The following is a 20,744-nucleotide window of genomic DNA, read 5'->3' as shown; positions in this document are numbered from 1 at the left end:
GACTGCGGCGCAGTGAAAATCGGAGCCGAATTTCGAGATCGCCGGCGGGCGCTTTGGCGAAGTGCGCCTGCCGACACCTTCTCATGCCGGCGTGTGATGAAAGAATCACATGGATTGCTATCGGGATGATGAAACTCGCCGATACGTTTCGTGGCGGTATCAATGATACTTGGAGATCTCGTTTCGCCTATGAGGCTCATTGGAACATTCGTCGGGTCGATCAAAATGCGACTCTGCCAGGGAGGCTTCGCGATGAGCGGAATCGAACTTCGTCGACGGCAGCTTCTTGCATCCGGGCGGATAGCTTTTCGGAGTTGGCGCGAGGTCTGGCTGAAGACCCATCTTTGGCTGGGCCTCGCTCTGGGGCTGTTCCTGTCGGCTATCGGACTCACCGGCTCGGCGCTGGTGTTTTTCCACGAGATCGACGAATGGCTGAATCCGGCGCTTCTGATCGTGGAGGCCCCGCCGGAAGGACTAGCCGCTCGACGACCGCTGGAGGAGATCGCCGCGGCGGCGCGCAAGGCAATTTCCAGAGAGCCGACTGCGAGCTTCGTCTACTATCCAAATCACGCGCGCAAAGCATTCTGGTTCTTCTATGTCGTCGAGCGGACGGACGACTCGCCGCCCGATGTGCTGAACGTCTTCGTCGATCCCTATAGGGCGAAGGTCACGGGAACGCGGCTGCATTATTCTGGCCGCAATCCTTTTACGAACAGCCTGACCGGCTTTTTGTTCAAGCTCCATTACTCGCTGCTGCTCCGCGATACGGGGGCGACGATCGCGGGCGTTATCGCGATTCTCGCGCTGATCTCGACAGTGACCGGCGCCGTATTGTGGTGGCCGCGCAACGGCCGATGGCGCAACGCCTTCTCTGTGAAATGGCCCGCGAAGCAGGAGCGGTTGAACTACGACATTCATCGGCTCGCCGGGATATTCCTCCTACCGGTCGCCTTGGCCGTGATCGTCTCGGGCGTCTATTTCAACTTGCCGAAACAGTTCAACGCGATCGTCGAGCTGTTTTCGCCGCTCACCAAGGTGGAGCAACTGCCGTCCTCGCCGGAGGGCGATCGGCGAGTGACGCTCGACGAAGCCTTCGCCGTCGCCGCGGAGAAGTTTCCCGACGGCCGAACGGAGTCGTTCAGCGTCGACCACCGTAGCGGCCGTTCTGTCTTCAATCAATTGTTTCCGATCGGCTGGGGCGTCGAAGGCCGCCGGACGATCTATGTCGATCGGTTTACCGGCGGCGTGCTGCATGTGAGCGACCCGCTCGCAGGCGACGGCGATGGATTCATTCAATGGCAATGGCCGCTGCATTCTGGTTATGTCTACGGCTGGCCGGGCCGCATCGCTGTCTTTCTCTTCGGCCTGAGCTGGCCGCTCGTTTTCGTCACGGGGGTCATTCGCTGGCTTCAAAAAAAGCGCGCTCGGCGCGCTATGCGCGTACGACGACAGCGAAGGGGGCTCTAGAAATTTACAAATTTTACGGGCTCTGTTTCACTCTCGGTCGGCCATTGAAAAGATCGTCTACGTTCAGCATCGTCCTTTGCCCCAGCGCCGTCGTGCCTCGCCCATGCGATTATGCCTCTCGCGGGCCGCTTGCACCAGAACCCGATGAGCCACATCGAGGCCGCGGTTTTCACCGTGCGCGATCCGCTGCCACGCGAGGCGCTGGCGAGACTCATCGGAGACGCGGGCCGAGCGCGACAATCGCGCTTGTTTACAAGTAAAACAATTCCACATTTGGCGGCAAGCGCGGTGTATCTATTTATATTAGATAATGAATCTGCAATTTGTAAATGTTTCAACCTGAGCGCGGCCGCAATTGACCTTCAATGTTGTAGTTCATACTATAAATATAGCAATGATATATGAGAAATGAAGGTATATATAGAAATGCGCAGCCCTCGTCGGCCCCAGATATCAAGTCCGTCTCAAGTGAAAACGCGGTCAGATAGCCGCATCGATGGGAGCAGATTGCTGAGCGCCGCCGCGCTTCTGCTTCTCGGCGCCGATGGCCCTCCTGCGCATGCGGAGTCGGGCGTCACGCCATTGCCTGCTGTCACCGTCGACGCGCCCAAAGAGAGGCCGCGAGCGATCGTTCGGCAAAGCGCGGCCGCCGCACGCGTCGGGCGAAAGCGAACGCGCGCCGTGATAACGCCAGCGCAGAACCGCGCATCATCGCCTTTCGCGGCCACAGCATCATCGGCGGCGCCCGCGTTGTTTCCGTCTCCTCTGCAAGCCGAGCTCGGCAATCTGCCGAAGGAATATGCGGGTGGTCAGGCGGCGCGCGGGGCGCGTCTCGGCATGCTCGGCAATCGCGATTTTCTCGACACGCCCTTCAATATGACGAGCTACACCTCGAAGCTCATCGAGAACCAGCAGGCGCGCACGCTCTCCGATGTGCTCGAGAATGATCCTTCCGTGCGCTTCACCGTGTCTTCCGGTCAGGTCCGTGAGAATTTCCGCATTCGTGGCTTTTCGGTCCTCGTCAGCGAGACGGCGCTCAACGGACTCTATGGCGTGGCGCCGGACGGCCGCGTGCCGACGGAGTTTCTGGAGCGCGTCGAAGTGTTGAAGGGGCCGGCTGCGCTGTTGAGCGGCATGGCTCCTTATGGCGCCGTCGGCGGATCGATCAATCTCGTCACCAAGCAGGCCGGCGACACGCCTGTGACGAGCGTCACCGCCGATTATACATCGAACTCGCAATTCGGAACGCATATCGATGTCGGCAGGCGTTTCGGCCAGGACAACGCCTTCGGCATTCGCTTCAACGGCGCCTATCGCGGCGGCGACACGACGCTCGATTATCAATCGCGCGAACGTGGCCTCGAGGCGCTCGCGCTCGACTATCGCGGCGAGAAGCTGCGCATCGCGCTCGACGCCTATTTCAACCAGGAGATCGCGCGCGGCGGCGTGCCGATGATGGCGAGCTTCACCGGAACCGGCGTCGCCGCCGCGCCGGATTCCAGCAACAATATCTTCCGCGGTCTCTCTGGTCGAATGAACAATTCCGGCGCCATGGGGCGCGTGGAATATGATCTCGCCGACAATGTCACTCTGTTCGCGAGCGCCGGCGCGATCGACGCGCGCTTCAACGGGCTGACGAACTCGACCGTCGCGACCAATGTCAATGTCCTCGGCCGCTACAGCGGAACCTCCATCGATTTGCGCGGCTATACAGACACGATTTCGTTTCAAGGCGGCCTGCGCGCCGATTTCCGGACTTTCGAAATCGGCCATCGATTGTCTTTGAGCGCGGCCAATCTCGAATCGAAGATCGGCTCGGCCTTTCAACGCAGCTCGGCCTATGTGTCGAGCATCTACTTCCCCGTCACGCCGCTCATCGCGCGCGATCCAGGAGAAGCGCCGAAGTCGACCGATACGACGCTCTCGAGCATCGCCCTCGCCGATACGCTCTCCGCCTTCGACGATCGGGCGCAGCTCATTCTCGGCCTCCGCGCGCAGCGTGTTCAGACGAAGAGCTACAATACGACGACGGGCGCAGAGACGACCTATTACGACGAGAGCGCGGTGACGCCCGCTTTCGGCCTCATCATCAAACCTCTGCCGATATCCATGTCGCTCTACGCCAATTACATCGAGGGACTGACCCAGGGCGACCGTGTCACCGACACGGCGGCGACGAATTATAATCAGATGTTTCCGCCCTATAAGTCGCGGCAGATCGAGACGGGCGTCAAATGGGACGCCGGAACGATCGCCAACACGCTGAGCTTCTACGAGATCGAGAAGCCGAGCCTCATCAAGAGCGGCAATGTCTATAATTCCGACGGACGCCAGCGCAATCAAGGCGTAGAGTGGAACGTGTTCGGCGAGATCGTCGAAGGCGTGCGCATTCTCGGCGGCGCGGCCTATACGATCGGCGTGCTCACCAAGACGGCGAATGGCCAGCTCGACGGCAAGACGGCCTATGGCACGCCGAAATGGCAGGTCAATCTCGGCGGCGAATGGGATACGCCTTTCATTCCGGGGCTGACGCTCGAGGGACGTGTCGTCTATACGAGCGCGCAATTCGTCAACTCCGCCAACACGCAGAAAATTCCTGAATGGGCGCGCCTCGACGCGGGCTTGCGCTATTCGACGCAGTTCTTCGACAAGAAGGTCACCTTCCGCGCCAACGCGAATAATCTGCTCGATCATAATTATTGGGCGGGATCCTATTTCGCGGACGGCATCGTCACTTTGAGCTCGCCGCGAACGGTTCTCCTATCCGCGACCGTCGATTTTTGAGGAGAGAGAAATGTCGGCGGCGCTCGTCCATTCATCGGCTCTCGCGCTCGTCGTCGCCGGCGCAGCCTGTCTCTATCTCGCCTCGCCGCGCCAATCGCTCTTGCGCCTTCGGTGGCGGAAGGCGGGCCTCTTTGCCGCGGTCTTTCTCCTCGCCGCTTGGATGGTCTGGACGATTCGTCTCGAGTCTTCGACCGCCTTCTTCGCGACGCTCGCCGCGCTGATGCCGCTGCTGATCGCGCTGCCGAGCCTCGTGGCGCTGAAAGGGAGGAAATAGGCATGGCCGAGTTTCGCTCCGATTGGCTGAGCAAAAGCGTCGCCGGCTCTGTGCTGGGCTTCACTTTGGCGGTCGCTCTCGCCGGCCTCTTCGCCGTCGCCGGCCCCGGCGGCCTCGAGGCGCGCAACAAATATCAATTCGTCATGTGGCTCGTCGCGCCGATCTGGCTTGGCGTCGCCAGCCTCGTCTTTCTGTTTCGCAGCGGACGCGCCGCCTTTCTGTGGCTCGGCGGCGCCAATCTTCTCGCCTTGGGCGGACTCTATCTCTGTCGGCGACTTCTGTACTGAGGACGACAAATGCGCGGCGAGATCTTGCGGCTCTACAAGAGCGTTCACACATGGACCGGCATTGTGACCGGCATGTTGCTCTTCGTCTGCTTCTACGCCGGCGCGCTCACCGTCTTCGCGGAGCCGCTCTCCCTTTGGGCTTCGCCGCCGACCGGCGGCTCCATTTCGACCGACAACGCCGATCGCCTCATCGAGAAGACATTGGCCGTGCGGCCCGAGGCGGCCAAAGACTTCACGCTTCGTCTCGCGACGGCCAACGAGCCGGCCCGTCTGACTTGGCGCAAGAGCCGCAGCGACGATGTCGTCTGGTCGGCGACGCTCGGCGCGGATGGCGAATTGCGCATCGAGCGCTCGAACGCTTTTGGCGTCGGCGCCTTTGTGGACATGATCCATCGCACCGCCGGCCTTCCTCTCGATCGCGAAACGGGAACGACAGTGATGGGCGTCGTGAGCGCCGTCTACGCCGTCGCGCTCGTCTCGGGTCTCATCCTGGTTCTCCCCTCGCTAGCCAAGGATTTTCTGGCGCTACGACTCACCGCGAATTTGAAGCGAATGTGGCTCGATGCGCATAATCTCGTCGGCGTCGCGAGCTTCCCCTTCCATCTCGTCATTGCGTTGACGGCGGTTGTGTTCGGCCTGCACGAGCCGATCTATGACGCATTGGATCATGTCGTCTATGACGGCAGGCTGCCAACGATCATGCGCGCGACCGGCCCTTTCGGAGGCGCAAAGCGCGACGAGCAGAAGGCGCCGATGAAGCCGGTCGCGGAATTGGTCGCGGCCGTGGCGTCCGTCTCGCCGCAGTTCTCGCCGATCAGCCTGCATTATCGCGATGCGGATACGCGTGGCGCGTTCGTGCGCGTCGTCGGAGAGGATCAGCGCTTTCTGTCGCGCGGCGGCGGCTTCGCCGTCGTGCGTGGCGCGACTGGGGAACTCGTCAATGTCGACTATCTTCCCGAGAAGCAGAGCGGCTGGACGGCCGCCGTGTCGCCATTCTTCGCGCTGCATTTCGGCAGCTATGGCGGCGAGCCCGTGCGCTGGGCCTATTTCTTTCTCGGTCTCGCCGGCGCCTTCCTGTTCTATTCCGGCAATCTCTTGTGGATCGAATCGCGTCGGCGGACCGCGCGCCGCCATGGGGAGCAGGTCGTGCAGACGACGGCCTCGCGCCTCATGGCGGCGGCGTCGATCGGCGTGTGCTCGGGATGCGTCTGCGCGCTCTCTTTCGCCATCGTCTCGACCAAATGGCTCTATGGCCATGTCGACGACCTGGAGGCGTGGCGACATGGAATTTATCACGCCGTCTTCTTGGGCGCTCTCGCCTTCGCGTTTCTGCGCGGCGCGGCGCGCGCTGGAGTCGAGCTGGCCTATCTCGCGGCGGTCGGCGCTCTCTCGCTTCCCCTCACCAGCGCGATCGCTCTGGCGGCGCCCGGCCTCGGGCCGTGGGCGGCGGCCGATTCGATCAGCGCCTGTGTCGATATCGTCGCTTTGTGCGCAGCGCTCTGCTTTGCGGCTCTGGCGCGCGTGACGGCGCGCCGCGCCGAGCTGGGGCCGACAGACAGCGTCTGGTCGACGCGACGGCAGGAGCCGGCCCCAGGCGCCCCAATTCCAGTTTCTTCGAGCAGATGCGCCGTTGCGGTCGGCGCTGGTGAAGGAGACGACATCCATGGATGATGCGCAGATCAATCCTTTCGACGACGAGCGGCTGAGCTTCGTCGTTCTCGTCAACGCACGCGCGCAATTCAGCCTGTGGCCCGATTTCTCCGCTGATCCGAAAGGATGGCGCCGTGTCTTCGGTCCGGGAACGCGCCTGCAATGCATGCAATATGTCGACGATCATTGGATCGACATGCGCCCACGTGCAGAGGCTGGCTGACGCGCCTTTTCGCGCCTGTTTTGTTTCGTGTGACGTCTCGATTTTCAAAGGACTGATCGTGCTCGCAGACATCGCTCCAGAGCGGCCGCTCGCGGCTGCGCAGACGCTTCCGCTCGTCGCGGCGCAGCCCGGCATATGGATGGCGGAGCAGCTCGCCGCCGCCTCCAACGCTTATGTTGTCGCGCAATATGTCGAGCTGAACGGCAGGCTGGACGTTGCCTGCTTCAGCGCCGCGGTCCGTCTCGGGCTCGCGGAGGCCGATCTTGTCCATGCGCGCTTTGTCGAGACGGAGGAGGGGCCTGCGCAGCTCGTGCCGAACAATGTGCAGGCGGTCGATCTGCCAGAGCCGGAGCTCGTCGATCTGACAGGCGAAGCCGATCCGGCCGGCGCCGCGCGGCGACTGATGCGCGACGATCTGGAAACGCCTCGGACGCTCGCGGGCGAAGCGCCGCTCTACCGGCATATGTTGTTTCGTCTCAGCGCGGAGGGGTCGGTTCCCGGCGGCGCCGAACGCTGGTTCTGGTTTCAGCGCTATCACCATCTTTCGGTCGACGGATATGGTTTCACGGCGATAGCGCGACGCGTGAGCGAAATCTACACCGCGCTGCGTCGCGGACTGGCGCCGTCTCCATCGCCTTTCGTCTCCTTCGCCGAGGTGGTGAAGGAATATGCGGCCTATGACGGCTCGCCGGCGCAGGCCGCCGATCGGCGATTTTGGGCGGAGCATGCGCGCGATCTGCCGCAGGCTGTCACTCTGTCGTCGCGGCGCGCGCCGGCGGACGGAAAATTCACGCTCCCATTGCGCGAGCGGATCGTGCTCGACGCGCAAACGACCACGCTTCTGTCCGCGCATGCGACGGCCGGGCGCGTTTCTGTCGGCGTGATGGCGATGGCTGCGGTCGCCGTCTATCTGCGCCGCATGACCGGCGCGGCGCGTCTCTCGGTGGGCGCGCATTTCATGCGGCGCATGGGCTCGGTCGCATTGCATGCGATCGGGCCGGTGGTGAATGTCCTGCCGCTGCAGATCGCGATAGACGCGGATATGTGCTTCTTCGACGTCGCCGCCGCGCTCGGGCGCGAATTGGAAATGGTGCGTCGCCGTCAGCGATATGAGGTCGAGCTGCTGCGGCGCGATCTTAGCTTCCTCGCTTCCGGACGCGCGCTCCATGGGCCGCTGCTGAATTTCAAAATGTTCGACTATCGCCTCGATTTCGCGGGTGTCGAAGGGATCACGCATCAGCTCGCGTCCGGCCCCGTCGAGGATATCGAATTCGACCTCTATCTCGCCGAGCGCGAGCTCATTGTCGATCTCGTCGCCAATGGCGCGCGTTACGGGGAGCGCGAGCTGGAGCTGCATGCGGCGCGACTCGCGCGCTTCGCGCGTCGGCTCGCCGAAAGCCCGCAGACGCCGATCGGCGAAATCGCGCTCATGACCGAGAGCGAAACGGCGCTGATCGCAGCGGCCAATGACACGCGGCGCGTCATTCCGCCGCTTTCTGTGTGCGATCTCTTGCACGCGCAGGCCGAATGCACGCCGGACGCGCCCGCAGTGATCGATTGCCGAGATAGGCTGGCCTATCGCGAGATGCGCGGCCAAGTCGCGCGGCTGGCGCGGGAGCTCGCCGCTGCGGGAGTGGTTCGCGGCGATCGCGTCGCCGTGGCGCTTCCGCGCTCGGTCCATTTGAGCCTGGCGCTGATGGCGGCGCTCGAGGCCGGCGCCGCCTATCTGCCGCTCGACACGAGCTATCCCGACGAGCGTCTCGCTTACATGGTCGAGGATGCGGCGCCGCGGCTCATCGTCACCAATAGCGCTTTGCGCGGGCGTTTCGAGATGATGGCTTCCGTGCTGATCTTCGACGCGCTGGCCGCCATCGAAGCGGATGCGCCGCCTGCGCGCGTCGCGTCGCCGTCGCCAGAAGACGCGGCCTATGTCATCTACACGTCCGGCTCGACGGGACGGCCGAAGGGCGTCGTCGTTCCGCATGGAGCGGTGGTCAATCTCCTGCTCTGGCTGCAGCACGAATATCGCCTCACCAGCGATGACGTCGTGCTGCAGAAGACGCCTTGCAGCTTCGACGTCTCGGTCGGCGAATTCTTCTGGCCGCTGACGGCGGGCGCGCGCCTCGTGATGGCGCCGCCGGAAGCGGATCGCGATCCGGCGGAACTGCTGCGCGTCATTCGCGAGCATCGCGTCACGACGCTGAATTTCGTGCCCTCGCTGCTCTCCGCCTTTGTGGCGGCCACGCGCGCGACGCCGGGCGCCGAGCCGGAAAAGACCGCGCTGCGGCGCGTCTTCTGCATCGGCGAGCCGCTGCCGCGCGAGCTCGCGGAAGCTTTCGAGCGCACGTTCCATGCGCCGCTGCACAATGTCTACGGCCCGACCGAGGCGACGGTGGAGGTCACTTATCAGCCGGCTTTCGGCGCGGCGCTGGCGGCGGCGGAAGGGGTCGGCGTGCCGGTCGGACGCCCGCTCTGGAATTGCGGCTTGCGCGTGCTGGACGCACGGTTGCGTCCGGTCCCGATCGGCGTCGCCGGCGACCTCTTTCTGACCGGCGCGCAGCTCGCCCAATATTATTGGCGGCGGCCGTCGCTCACGGCGAGCCGTTTCGTCGCCGATCCAGAAGGCGACGGCCAACGAATGTATCGCACCGGCGACATCGCCCGTTGGCTGCCGAGCGGCGTTCTCGATTTTCTCGGCCGCAATGACGATCAGCTCAAAATCCGCGGCCAGCGCATCGAATTGGGCGAGATCGAGAGCGCGCTCCTCGAGCAGCCCGGCGTCGGTGGGGCGGCGGCGGTCGCGCGTCTCTTCGGCGCCGCCGCGGCGGAGGGCGACGCGCGCCAGATCGTCGCCTATGTGACGCCGGATGCGCCGGAGGGCGCGCTCGATCCGGAGGCGCTGCGCGCCGCTCTGGCGCGTCGCCTGCCGGCCTATATGACGCCGGTCGCCATTGTCGTGCTCGAGGCCTTCCCGCTCGGCGCGAGCGGCAAGCTCGATCGTAAGGCGCTGCCCGATCCGTCCGGGGATGCGCCGATGGCCCGCTCGCCGGCGCCCGGACTGGAGACGCTGCTCGCGGAAATATTCGTCGAGGTCCTGCGGCTCGAGACGGTCGGCGCGCAGGATGATTTCTTCTTTCTCGGCGGCGACAGCATTTCCGCCATCGGCCTCTGCGCTGCGCTGCGCAAGCGCGGATATAGGCTGCGGCCGCGCGACGTCTTCGAGCGGCGCAGCGTCGCCGCAATGGCGGCCGTGCTGCGCCGAGCCGAGGAAGGCGTGACGACGCTCCGCGACGACGGCGTCGACGCCGCGACGGTCGAGTCGCTGCGGGCGCGCCATGGCGCGATCGCCGCCGTTCTGCCGGCGCTGCCGCTGCAAGAGGGACTGCTGTTCCACGCCGGACTCGGGGACAGCGCGAGCCGCTACAACGCCGTCTCGCGCTTCACTCTCGACGGGCCGCTCGACGTCGGTCGGCTGCGCGACGCGCTCGAGGCGCTGTTGCGCCGCCATCCGCAGCTCGCGGCGATTTTCGACGTCGAGCAGGGCAAGGCGTTCCAAATTCTGCCGCTCGTCGAGGGGCCGCAGGCGCTGCGCCGCTGGCCCTGGAGCGAGCGTCTGCTGGCGGAGCTCGGTCCGCGGGAGCAGGCCGCCGCGCTCGAGAAAATCGAGCGCGAGGAACTCGCCCGCGACCTTCTGGCCGAGAGCGGCGGCCGCCGCATGCTGGCGCGCGCCCTGCTGCTTCGGCTGGCGGAAGAGCGCCATGCGCTTCTCCTCGTCTGCCATCATCTCATCGGCGACGGCTGGTCCTCCGGCGTGATGCTGCGCGATCTTCTCGCCGCCTACGCCGGCGCCGCGCTCACGCCGATCCTTCCCGATTACCCGAGCGTCGTCCGCCGCCTCGCCGCGCGCGACCCCGAGCCCGCCCGCGCCGCATGGCGGGAGGCGCTCGCCGGCGCCGCGCCGACCTTGCTGTTCGATCCCGCCGCCGCATTCGGCGAGACGCGCGAATTGCCGCTCGCACTGCGGCCTGGTCTGGCGAAGGAGCTGGAGGCGTTCGGACGCCGGCGCGGATTGACCCTCGCCACTCTCCTGCAGGGCGTTTTTGCGGCCGTTCTCGGCGCGATGACGGGGCGCAGCGATATCGTTTTCGGCGCGCCGGTTTCCGGCCGCTCGGAGGCGGAAGCCGGGCTCGACGCGCATATCGGGCTCTTCACCAACACGCTGCCCGTGCGCGTGCGCTTGCGGTCCGATCTGCCGCTCGCCCAGCAGCTCGCCGCGCTTCAGAGTCGGCAGATCGCCCTCATGGAGCATGACGGGCTCGGCCTCGGCGAGATCCAGCGCCTCGCCGGCGCCTCGACGCTGTTCGACACTCTGCTCGTCGTCGAGAATTATCCGGATGACGCGCGGCTCTACGCCGAGGAATTCGGGGGCCTGCAGCTCGTCGGCGCGCGCAATCGCAGCTATTCGCATTATCCGCTGACGCTGATGGCGCTGCCCGGCCGCGAATTGGAGCTGCGGCTCGAATATCGCGAGGGAGTCGCCGAGCCGGAGCGTCTCGGCCGCCGCATTGTCCAGCTGCTCGAGCAGCTCGTCGATGCGCCGGAAACGCCTCTCGCGTCGCTCGATCTGGTCACGCCGGACGAGCGCGAGACGATCGCGGCCGTCAATGACACGCACGTCGAGACGCCGGCGGCGACGCTCTGCGGCTTGCTCGAGGAGCAGGCGCGGCGCACGCCCGAGGCGCCCGCGCTGATCGACGCCGATCATGAGCTGAGCTATGCGCAGCTGCGTCGGCAGGTCGCGCGATTGGCGCGCGCGCTCGCCGAGGCCGGGGTTGGCCGCGGCGATCTCGTCGCGGTGGCTTTGCCGCGCTCGGCGCGGCTCTCCATCGCGCTGATGGCGGCGCAGCAGGCCGGCGCGGCCTATCTGCCGCTCGACACGAGCTATCCCGACGAGCGTCTCCACTTCATGGTCGAGGATGGAGCGCCGCGCCTCATCATCACAGACGAGGCGTCGCGAAGCCGGTTCGAGGGGCTGGCGCCGCTGCTCGCCTTCGACCGCTCGCCGCAAATCGGCGAAGCGGAGGAGGCGGGCTTCGCCTCTCCCGCCACGCCCGATGATCCGGCCTATGTGATCTACACTTCCGGCTCGACGGGCCGGCCGAAGGGCGTCGTCGTCTCGCATCGCGCCATCGTCAACCGCCTGTTGTGGATGCAGCACGAATATGGCCTCGGCGCGGGCGACGTCGTGCTGCAGAAAACACCGTCGAGCTTCGACGTCTCGGTCTGGGAATTCTTCTGGCCGCTGATGGCCGGGGCGGCTCTGGTCATGGCGCCGCCGGAGGCGCATCGCGATCCGGCGGAGATTCTGCGGCTCATCCGCGCGCATCGAGTCACCACGCTGCATTTCGTCCCCTCCATGCTCGCGGCCTTCGTGGCGGCGACCGACGCCGCGCGCGCCGCCGAGGCGGAGAGCCTGCGCTGCGTGTTCTGCAGCGGCGAGGCGCTGTCACGCGAGCTGGCGGAGGACTTCGAGGCGCTGTTCGGCGCGCCGCTGCACAATCTCTATGGGCCGACCGAGGCGGCGGTGGATGTGACCTTTCAGCCGGCCTTCGGCGCGGCGCTCGCGAGCCTCGAGACAGCGGGCGTTCCGATCGGCCGACCCGTTTGGAACACGGGCGTTCGCGTGCTCGACGCCTGGTTGCGCGAGACGCCGATCGGCGTCGCGGGCGATCTCTATCTGACTGGCGTCCAGCTCGCCGATGGCTATCTTCGGCGGCCGTCGCTGACGGCGAGCCGCTTCGTCGCCGATCCGCAGGCCGTGGGCGAGCGAATGTATCGCACCGGGGATATCGTCCGCCGACGGCCCGACGGCGCGCTCGACTATCTCGGGCGCAGCGACGATCAGATCAAGATTCGCGGCCAGCGCATCGAGCTCGGCGAGATCGAGAGCGTGTTGCGCGAGCTGCCCGGCGTGGAACAGGCGGCCGTCGTCGCGCGAGCCTCCGCGGCGGGTGGCATCGCCGGCGCCGATGAACGGCGGCTCGTCGGCTATGTGGTCGCGGCTGCGGGCGCCGCACTGGACCTCGAGGCGCTGCGCTGCGCATTGGCGTTGCGGCTGCCTCCCCATATGACGCCATCGGCGATCGTCGGCCTTGCGGGATTTCCGCTCTCCGCCAGCGGCAAGCTCGATCGCAAGGCGCTGCCGGAGCCGGAGGCTGCGCCGCGCCGCGCCGGCCGCAAGCCGACGCCCGGCGTCGAGATCGCGCTCGCCGATCTCTTCGCCCGCGCGCTCGGCGTCGATCAGCTGGACGCGGACGATGATTTCTTCGCGCTCGGCGGACATTCGCTGCTGGCGATGCGCCTCGCCGCAGATATTCAGCGCGAGATGAAGGTCTCCGTCTCGGTCGGCCAGCTGATGGCCGCGCCGAGCGTCGAGAGCCTCGCGCGCGAATTATTCGCGGAGCGGCGCGAGGAGGATCGCCGCGCCGGCTTCGCCGAGACGCTGCGTCTGCGCGCGGGCGAGGGGCCGCCGATCGTCTGCATCCATCCGGCCTCGGGCTTCTCCTGGCAATTCGGCGCGCTCACCCGCTATCTGCGCAGCGATTGGCCGGTGATCGCGCTGCAATCGCCGCGGCCTTCGGACCGATCGCCTCCTGCCGCAATATGGAGAGGTCTGCGATCGGCATCTCGCGACTCTGCGTGAAATCCAGCCCCACGGTCCCTATCGGCTGCTCGGCTATTCGCTCGGCGGCGTCGTGGCGCAGGCCATTGCGGCGCGTCTTTCGGCCGAAGGGGAGGAGATCGCCTTTCTCGGCCTGCTCGACACCTATCCTTCGGAAATCCAGGATTGGACCAAGCCGCTCGACGCGGCTGGCGAAGAGGAGATCGAGCGCGAGAAGGCGCTGTTCATGGACGCCTCGCAAGAGGCGCTCGATTCGACGCTCGCGCGCGAGAAGGCCGAGATGTTCGGCCACATCATGGCCAATTACGAGGACTCGGTCCGGCTGCTCGCCTCCGCGAAGACCCCTCGCTACGAGGGCGAGGCGACGCTCTTCGTCGCGCTGCGCACTTTGCCGGCGGGCATGGACGTCGAGGAGACGTGGCGGCCCTATGTCGGCGCGCTGAAATTCGTCGCCTTCGATTGTCCGCACACAGAAATCATCTCGCCGCGCATGCTGCGGGAGCTCGGCCCCGCGCTGAACGAGATTCTCGTCGCGATCGACGCGAAGCGAGGTCCCAAATGAGCGCTCTCGCACGCTTCTTCTGCAAATTCTCCAGCGATCGGACCAACATGACCCAACCTCGCATTTTGACCGATTTCAGCCTGTTGCGGGACAATCGCGATTTCCGCGTTGTGTTCGTGGCGCGGACGCTGTCGCTATTCGCGCTCGGCCTGCTCACCGTCGCGGTTCCCGTGCAGGCGTTGCAGCTGACCGGCTCACCCGCCGCCGCCGGATTCGTCGTCGCTTTCGGCGGCGTCGCGGCTTTCGTCGGCCTCCTCACGGGCGGCGTGCTGGCGGATCGCCACGATCGCCGCAAGCTCATCCTCTTCGCGCGCGGAACCTGCGGCCTCGGCTTCGTCGCGCTCGCCCTCAACGGGCTTGCGGCCGCGCCCTCGCTCGCCGTCGTCTATGCGCTCGCGGCCTGGGACGGCTTCTTCAGCGCATTGGGCGTGACGGCGCTGCTCGCCGCGACGCCGGCCATCGTCGGGCGCGAAAATCTCGCGGCCGCCGGCGCGCTCAATATGATCGCCATGCGGCTCGGCGGCGTCGCCTCGCCGGCGCTCGGCGGGCTGCTCATCATGTCGGTAGGCGTCGGCTGGGCCTATGCCTGCGCCGCGGCCGGCGTGCTGGCGACGCTGGTGCCGCTGATGCGCCTGCCGCCGCTGCCGCCGCCCAAGGGCGCGAGCCTGGAGACGCCGGCGCGCGCACTTCTGTCGGGCGTGCGCTATCTCTTCGAAAATCGCATCGTCGGCGCCGTGGTCGCAGTGGGGACGCTGGCGAGCCTCGCCGGCGGCGCGCGCGTGCTGTTTCCGGCGCTCGCGAGCGCCTACGGAGACGGCCCGGCCGATGCGGGGCTCATGTATTCCGCCGTTCCGCTCGGCGCGATGCTCGGCGCGACGACGAGCGGCTTCGTCACGCGCCTCGCGCGTCCGGGCCTCGCTCTGCTCGCCTGCGCCGCGGCCGCATTCGCGGCGCTGGCCGCGCTCGGCGCCGTCGGCGGACTGGTTCCGGCGCTGCTCGTCCTCGTCGTCTATGGCTATCTCGGGTCCATCGTCTCGCTGCTGCAATTCATGCTGGTGCAGAAGAACACGCCGGACCGGCTGCGTGGGCGCGTCAATGGACTCTGGACCGCGCAATTCATCGTCGGCGACGCGCTCGGCGCGCTTCTGCTCGGCCTGCTCGGGGGGATTTTCCCGCCCGCGCTGGCGGTGGGCGCCTTCGGCCTCGCCGCTCTTTTCTCCTTCTTGCCGATGGCGGGGGCCTTCGGCGCGCTGCGCCGATCGCCGGCCGAATCCGCCGCCGAAGGCGTGGCGATCGAAAAGGAAAAGCAGAGCCTCGCGCCCTCCGGTTGAGGCGCGACGCTCAGAACCAAACGAGGACCGCTTTCTTCGCTAACGCGACGGCGCTTGCCGCCGCGGCCGGGAGCGCGCGTCCCGCTCGACCGATTTTCATTCGTCCACAAAGGAGCGTTCCGATGGACGCGATTGTCGCAGAGAGACCTTCCAGAGAGATTTCGGCGCAGGCCGAAACGCCCGTCGTTTCTGTTCAGCTCGCCCCATTTCGCCATAGAGGCCTATGGCGTTTTCGAGCGAATACGCACGCCCGCGGTCGGCGGCGGGGGCGCAGACAGCGTTCTGCAGGCGGCGGTCGACGCTGCGCTGGCGAGAGCGCGTCGCGCAGGACAGGATCATCCGATCGTCGTCGGCGCGATCCCCTTCGACTCGCGTCAGCCCTCCTTCCTCTTCGCGCCGAAGACGCATCGCATCAGCGCGCCACGCATGGCGATGAGCGCGCCAGAGGCGAAGGCCAGTGTTCCCGCGCTCTGGTATCGCAGCGTGCCGGGACAGAGCGGTTTCGAGGAGGCCGTCGCCCAGGCCGTCGCCAATTTTCGTGACGGCCATGCGCGCAAGGCGGTGCTGTCGCGCATTCTCGAGATCGAATTCGCCGAGCGCGTCGATGCCGTCGCGATTCTCGAAATTCTGCGGCGCCAGAATCCCGCCGGCTATCACTTCCACGCGCCGCTGCCCGACGGCGGCGTTCTGCTCGGCGCGAGCCCCGAGCTGCTCATCCGCAAGATCGGCGGCTCCATCCGCTCCAATCCGCTGGCGGGCTCGGCGAAGCGCGTCGCAGAGCCGGAAGAGGATGCGCGCATCGGGCGTTGTCTCCTGCAATCGAGCAAGGACAATTTCGAGCATAGGCTGGTGATCGACGAAATCCGCCGTCTGCTCGAGCCCTTATGCGCCGAGCTGCGCATCCCGGACGAGCCGGCGCTGATGAACACTCCGACCATGTGGCATCTCTCGACCTCCATCTCCGGCGAACTCGCCGACGGACGTCTCTCCGCGCTGCAGCTCGCGAGCCTGCTGCATCCGACGCCGGCCATATGTGGGTCGCCGACCGCGCAGGCGCGCATGCTGATCGAGCGGCTGGAGCCTTTCGATCGCGGATTCTTCGCTGGAATCGTCGGCTGGTGCGATGAGAGCGGCGATGGCGAATGGGCGATCGCCATTCGTTGCGGCACGGTGAACGAGATGGTCGTGCGCCTGTTCGCGGGAGCGGGGATCGTCGAGGCCTCCGACCCGCGCGCCGAATGGGCCGAAACGGAAGCCAAGCTCGCCACCATGCTGCGCGCTTTCGGCGTCGAGCGGGGGATCGTGCAATGAGCGTCGATTTCACTCCCTGGCCCGAAGATTTCGCGCGCCGCTATCGCGAGAAGGGCTATTGGCGCGGCGAGCCTTTGACCGCTCTCCTCGCGAAGCGGCTGGAGATCGCTCCGCACGCGACGGCGCTTCTCTGCGGCGAGCGCCGCTTCAGCTACGCCGAGCTCGACGCCTGGTCGACGAGCCTCGCCATAGGCTTCTCGCGCCAAGGCCTGCGCGCCGGCGACACGGCGCTCGTTCAGCTCCCGAATGTTGCCGAATTCTACGCGGTGTTCTTCGCTCTGCTGAAAATCGGCGTCGCGCCCGTCAATGCGCTGTTCAGCCATAATCGCCTCGAGCTCTCGGCCTATGCGGAGCAGATACGGCCCGCGCTTCTTGTCGCCTGCGCGCGGCATCCGCTGTTCGCGAATGGCGCTTATGTCGAAGCCTTGCAGATCGCCATTCCGGCGCTGCGCGTCGTGCAGATTCTCGGCGAGACGTCTTATGCGGAAAGCCTCGCGCCTTTTGCCGAGCGTCGCTACGACGTCTCGGCCAACGAGTTGCGCGGCTCCGCGCCGGGAGAGGTCGCGTTTCTGCAATTGTCGGGCGGCAGCACGGGGGCGCCCAAGCTCATCCCGCGCACGCATGACGATTATTATTACAGCCTGCGCCGCAGCGCGGAGATTTGCGGCTTGACCGAGAACAGCCGCTATCTCTGCGCGCTGCCGGTGCCGCATAATTTTCCGCTCAGCTCGCCGGGCGCGCTTGGCGTGTTTCACATGGGCGGGACGGTCGTGCTGGCGCCGGACCCGAGCCCGTCCGTCTGCTTCGATCTCGTCCGCCGCCATGGCGTCGACATCGCCGCCGTCGCGCCGCCGATCGCCATGCTCTGGCTGGAGGCCGTGGCCGATGAGGCGCCGCTTTCGAGCCTGCGCCTATTGCAGGTCGGCGGCGCGCGGCTCGGCGAAACGGTCGCGCGGCGCATTCCCGCGACGCTCGGCTGCCGCTTGCAGCAAGTGTTCGGCATGGCCGAAGGGCTGGTGAATTATACGCGCCTCGACGATGACGAGGAGACGATCTTCACGACGCAGGGACGGCCCATGTGCGAGGACGACGAGGTGAAGATCGTCGATGCGCAGGGCGCGCCGGTCGGCGCCGGCGAGATCGGCGAATTGCTGACGCGCGGGCCTTATACGTTCCGCGGCTATCATCGCGCCGCCGAGGAGAACGCCCGCGCCTTCGACGCCGAGGGCTTCTATCGCTCCGGCGATCTCGTGCGCATGACGGAGACGGGACATATTCAAGTCGTCGGGCGCAAGAAGGATCAGATCAACCGCGGCGGCGAGAAATTCGCGGCCGAGGAACTCGAGACTCTGCTGCTGACGCACGCCCAAGTCGCCGACGCTGCGCTGGTCGCGACGCCCGACGCGCTGATGGGCGAGAAGAGCTGCGCCTGCGTCGTGGCGCGCGGCGATGTGCGGCCGCTCGCTCTGCGCAAGCATTTGCGCGCGCTCGGCGTCGCGGAATTCAAGCTGCCGGATCGATTCGAATTTCTCGAGCGGCTGCCGGTCACGGCCGCCGGCAAGATCGACAAGCGCGCCTTGCGCGATCTCGTCTCGAGCGGACCCGCTTCCTGATGCGTGGAGAGGAAACGACAATGGCCATTCCCCGGCTTCCGACCTATTCCCTGCCGCGGCCCGAGGATTTTCCGAGGAACAAGGTCGGCTGGACTTTCGCGCCCGAGCGCGCCGTGCTGCTCATTCACGACATGCAGGATTATTTCCTGCATTTCTTCGGCGAGGAGAGCCCGCTCGTCGCGCAGCTCGTCGCCAATGTCGCGGCGCTGCGCGCCTTCTGCAAGTCGCGCGGCGTTCCAATCGTCTACACGGCCCAGCCGATCGACCAGAGCCCGAAGGATCGCGGCCTGCTGAACGATATGTGGGGGCCGGGGCTGAATGCGCATCCGCAGCTGAAGGACATAGCCGCGGCGCTGGCGCCTGACAGCGATGATACGGTGCTCGTCAAATGGCGCTACAGCGCGTTTCAGCGTTCGCCGCTCGAAGCGATGATGAAGGACTGGGGCCGCGATCAGCTCGTGATCTGCGGCGTCTATGGGCATATCGGATGCCTGACGACAGCGCTCGATTCCTTCATGCGCGATTTCGAGACCTTCGTCGTCGGCGACGCCATCGCCGATTTCTCGGCGGAGGATCACGACATGACGTTGCGACATGTCGCCGGCCGCTGCGGCGTCGTTGTCGCAGCGGATGCGCTGATCGGCGCGCCGGCGCCGCGCCTGACGCGCGCGCAAGTCGAGGCGCGCGTGCGATCCCTCGTCTCGCTCGATGGGGAGACTTTCGATCCAAGCGAAAATCTCATGAACTATGGGCTCGATTCAATTCGCGTCATGACGCTGGTGACAGAGTGGCGCAAGCTCGGCGTCGAGATCGGCTTCGTCGATCTCGCCGATAATCCGACGCTCGACGGCTGGTGGGCGCTGATCGAGCGCAAGCTCGCAGCGGCGTGACCATCATCGTCACGAAAGGAGGGGCGAGATGAATTCTGCGCAGAGCCCGCAGATGGGCTTCACCGGCAAGAGCGTCTGGGTGACGGGCGCGGGCAGGGGATCGGCCTTTGCGCTGCGACGACATTCGTCGCGCTCGGCGCGAATGTCGTCGGGCTGGACAAAGCCTTCGCCGAAGCGCGCTATCCTTTTCGCACGCTCATCGTCGATATCGCCGATCACGAGCAGGCGGAGCGCGCCTGCGCGCATCTGCTGGACGAAGCGGGGCGGCTGGATGTGCTCGTCAACGCGGCGGGAATTCTGCGTCTCGGCGCGACGGAGGAGGTGAGCCTCGAGGATTGGCGCGCCTCTTTCGACGTCAATGTCTCGGGGCCTTTCATCTGCTCCGCAACACGATCGCTCAATTCAAGCGCCAACGCTCCGGCGCCGTGGTCACGGTCGGGTCCAATGCGGCGCATGTTCCGCGCCTGTCGATGACCGCCTATTGCGCCTCCAAGGCTGCGCTCGCCAGCCTGACGCATTGCGTCGCGCTGGAGCTGGCGCCCTATGGGGTGCGATGCAATCTCGTCTCTCCCGGCTCGACCGACACGCCCATGCAGCGCGCCATGTGGCGCGCGCCGGACGCCGAGCAACGCGTCGTCGCCGGCTTTCCAGAGGCTTTCAAGCTCGGCGTTCCACTCGGCAAGATCGCGACGCCGCAGGAGATCGCCAATGTCATCGCCTTTCTGGCGTCGGATCTCGCGAGCCATATCGTCATGCAGGACATTGTCGTCGATGGCGGCGCCGTACTGACAGCCTAGCATTACAGTTGTTTTTGAAATGAGCTCGCCGCGCTTCGGCTTGATGCGCTCGTCGCCATAGCGACCATGCGATGACAAAGTCGGGACGAATTCGTTTTCGTGCGAGGCGCGTCTCGCCATCCGTCTGCATCTCCTCAGGGAGATGGCGGCGTGGAGGGCCGTGACGACAGCCGCCTGAGATACCACTGATCGGTCGCTGTGCGGCCGCGTCCGGTTAATGACTCGCCGCACGCATCATGTCGAGGCGTGAACGGAACTCCTCGGCGACTCCTTGCGCGTCGAGCGAGTCACGAATAATGCGTGGCTTGATGAAAATGATGATTTCCGAGCGATCCTTGTTCCGGGTCGTGCTGCCGAATAGATCGCCGAGATAGGCGAGATGCCGAAGGCCGGAATGCCGTCCTTGGTGTTGTTCTCCTGCTCGCTGATCAGGCCGCCAAGCAGAACTGTCTGCCCGCTCCGGACCGAGACCGTCGAATGCACGCGCCGCTGCGAGATCGTCGGGGTCAGGCTCGAATTCACCGGATTGGAAATTTCTTGCTCGACCTCGAGCTGGACAACGCCATTGGCATGCACATGCGGCCACACTTTTAGAATGACGCCAGTGTCGCGCATTTGAATCGAGTTGACGATGGTGTTGGAAGTCGACAGCACCGTCGCCGATCCTGTCGAAATCGGGACTTCCTGGCCCACTTGCAGGAGCGCCGGTTGATTGTCCGATACGACGAGCGAGGGGGAGGACAGCACTTTGACGCTGGTCAGCGTTGTCAACGCGTTCAGCACCACATGAGGCTGCGCCTCCGGTCCCAGCAGCAAATTGAAGCCTGGCAACACGCGTTGAAGGACGAGGTTCGATACGATATCCGTCGTGGA

The 20,744-nt window shown here is 65.7% G+C and carries 12 protein-coding genes and 2 pseudogenes; 13 read left to right on the top strand and 1 reads right to left on the bottom strand.

Translation table 11 applies throughout. From position 1 onward, the window contains the following. The first annotated feature begins 252 nt into the window (after positions 1-252). The 13 genes and pseudogenes from IY145_RS24635 (at position 253) to dhbA (ending at position 19,871) form a co-directional block, all read left to right on the top strand. On the top strand, positions 253-1,467 hold the full coding sequence (locus tag IY145_RS24635) for a PepSY domain-containing protein (RefSeq protein WP_196410907.1): 1,215 nt from the start codon (positions 253-255) through the stop codon (positions 1,465-1,467). Positions 1,468-2,217: 750 nt separating this feature from the next. Beyond that, positions 2,218-4,251, top strand: a complete 2,034-nt coding sequence (locus tag IY145_RS24630; RefSeq protein WP_246722442.1) for a TonB-dependent receptor — start codon at positions 2,218-2,220, stop codon at positions 4,249-4,251. A gap of 10 nt (positions 4,252-4,261) precedes the next feature. Beyond that, positions 4,262-4,525, top strand: a complete 264-nt coding sequence (locus IY145_RS24625) for a hypothetical protein (RefSeq protein ID WP_196410906.1) — start codon at positions 4,262-4,264, stop codon at positions 4,523-4,525. A gap of 2 nt (positions 4,526-4,527) precedes the next feature. After that, positions 4,528-4,812 carry a hypothetical protein gene (locus IY145_RS24620; RefSeq protein ID WP_196410905.1) on the top strand — a complete coding sequence of 95 codons (285 nt, stop codon included), beginning with the start codon at positions 4,528-4,530 and terminating at the stop codon, positions 4,810-4,812. Positions 4,813-4,821: 9 nt separating this feature from the next. After that, positions 4,822-6,483 (top strand): PepSY domain-containing protein, encoded by a 1,662-nt coding sequence (locus tag IY145_RS24615; protein ID WP_196410904.1) that lies wholly within the window; start codon positions 4,822-4,824, stop codon positions 6,481-6,483. Beyond that, the gene (locus tag IY145_RS24610) at positions 6,476-6,685 is read left to right on the top strand and encodes an MbtH family protein (RefSeq protein WP_026597790.1); all 210 of its coding nucleotides are present in this window, start codon (positions 6,476-6,478) and stop codon (positions 6,683-6,685) included. The genes IY145_RS24615 and IY145_RS24610 overlap by 8 nt, the downstream gene beginning before the upstream one ends. Before the next feature lie 58 nt (positions 6,686-6,743). Beyond that, positions 6,744-13,388: a non-ribosomal peptide synthetase gene (locus IY145_RS24605; RefSeq protein WP_312030666.1), complete on the top strand. Its 6,645-nt coding sequence runs from the start codon at positions 6,744-6,746 to the stop codon at positions 13,386-13,388. Continuing rightward, the gene (locus tag IY145_RS26035) at positions 13,339-13,929 is read left to right on the top strand and encodes a thioesterase domain-containing protein (RefSeq protein WP_246722444.1); all 591 of its coding nucleotides are present in this window, start codon (positions 13,339-13,341) and stop codon (positions 13,927-13,929) included. The genes IY145_RS24605 and IY145_RS26035 overlap by 50 nt, the downstream gene beginning before the upstream one ends. Next, positions 13,926-15,260 (top strand): enterobactin transporter EntS, encoded by a 1,335-nt coding sequence (entS, locus tag IY145_RS24600; protein ID WP_210332899.1) that lies wholly within the window; start codon positions 13,926-13,928, stop codon positions 15,258-15,260. Before IY145_RS26035 ends, entS begins: the two co-directional genes overlap by 4 nt. 132 nt (positions 15,261-15,392) lie before the next feature. Further along, positions 15,393-16,571, top strand: a complete 1,179-nt coding sequence (locus IY145_RS24595; RefSeq protein ID WP_196410903.1) for an isochorismate synthase MenF — start codon at positions 15,393-15,395, stop codon at positions 16,569-16,571. Then, positions 16,568-18,184 carry a (2,3-dihydroxybenzoyl)adenylate synthase gene (locus IY145_RS24590; RefSeq protein WP_196410902.1) on the top strand — a complete coding sequence of 539 codons (1,617 nt, stop codon included), beginning with the start codon at positions 16,568-16,570 and terminating at the stop codon, positions 18,182-18,184. Before IY145_RS24595 ends, IY145_RS24590 begins: the two co-directional genes overlap by 4 nt. A 20-nt stretch (positions 18,185-18,204) precedes the next feature. Continuing rightward, the gene (locus IY145_RS24585) at positions 18,205-19,074 is read left to right on the top strand and encodes an isochorismatase family protein (RefSeq protein WP_196410901.1); all 870 of its coding nucleotides are present in this window, start codon (positions 18,205-18,207) and stop codon (positions 19,072-19,074) included. 52 nt (positions 19,075-19,126) lie between these two features. Next, a pseudogene (dhbA, locus tag IY145_RS24580) lies at positions 19,127-19,871 on the top strand (2,3-dihydro-2,3-dihydroxybenzoate dehydrogenase). A 214-nt stretch (positions 19,872-20,085) separates the two neighbouring features. Here the strand turns inward: dhbA and IY145_RS24575 are convergent. Further along, positions 20,086-20,618, bottom strand: a pseudogene (locus tag IY145_RS24575) (type II secretion system protein GspD). Between the last annotated feature and the right edge of the window lie 126 nt (positions 20,619-20,744).

This window comes from Methylosinus sp. H3A (genome assembly GCF_015709455.1).
Classification (GTDB): domain Bacteria; phylum Pseudomonadota; class Alphaproteobacteria; order Rhizobiales; family Beijerinckiaceae; genus Methylosinus.
Note: the sequence above shows the minus strand (reverse complement) of the source record. Positions and strands in the feature narration are given on the sequence as shown.

Coding starts and splice junctions, on each gene's coding strand:
- IY145_RS24620 (WP_196410905.1), top strand. CDS start 4,528: ATGGCCGAGTTTCGCTCCGATTGGCTGAGCAAAAGCGTCGCCGGCTCT.
- IY145_RS24590 (WP_196410902.1), top strand. CDS start 16,568: ATGAGCGTCGATTTCACTCCCTGGCCCGAAGATTTCGCGCGCCGCTAT.
- IY145_RS24615 (WP_196410904.1), top strand. CDS start 4,822: ATGCGCGGCGAGATCTTGCGGCTCTACAAGAGCGTTCACACATGGACC.
- IY145_RS24610 (WP_026597790.1), top strand. CDS start 6,476: ATGGATGATGCGCAGATCAATCCTTTCGACGACGAGCGGCTGAGCTTC.
- IY145_RS24625 (WP_196410906.1), top strand. CDS start 4,262: ATGTCGGCGGCGCTCGTCCATTCATCGGCTCTCGCGCTCGTCGTCGCC.
- IY145_RS24585 (WP_196410901.1), top strand. CDS start 18,205: ATGGCCATTCCCCGGCTTCCGACCTATTCCCTGCCGCGGCCCGAGGAT.
- IY145_RS24635 (WP_196410907.1), top strand. CDS start 253: ATGAGCGGAATCGAACTTCGTCGACGGCAGCTTCTTGCATCCGGGCGG.
- entS (WP_210332899.1), top strand. CDS start 13,926: ATGAGCGCTCTCGCACGCTTCTTCTGCAAATTCTCCAGCGATCGGACC.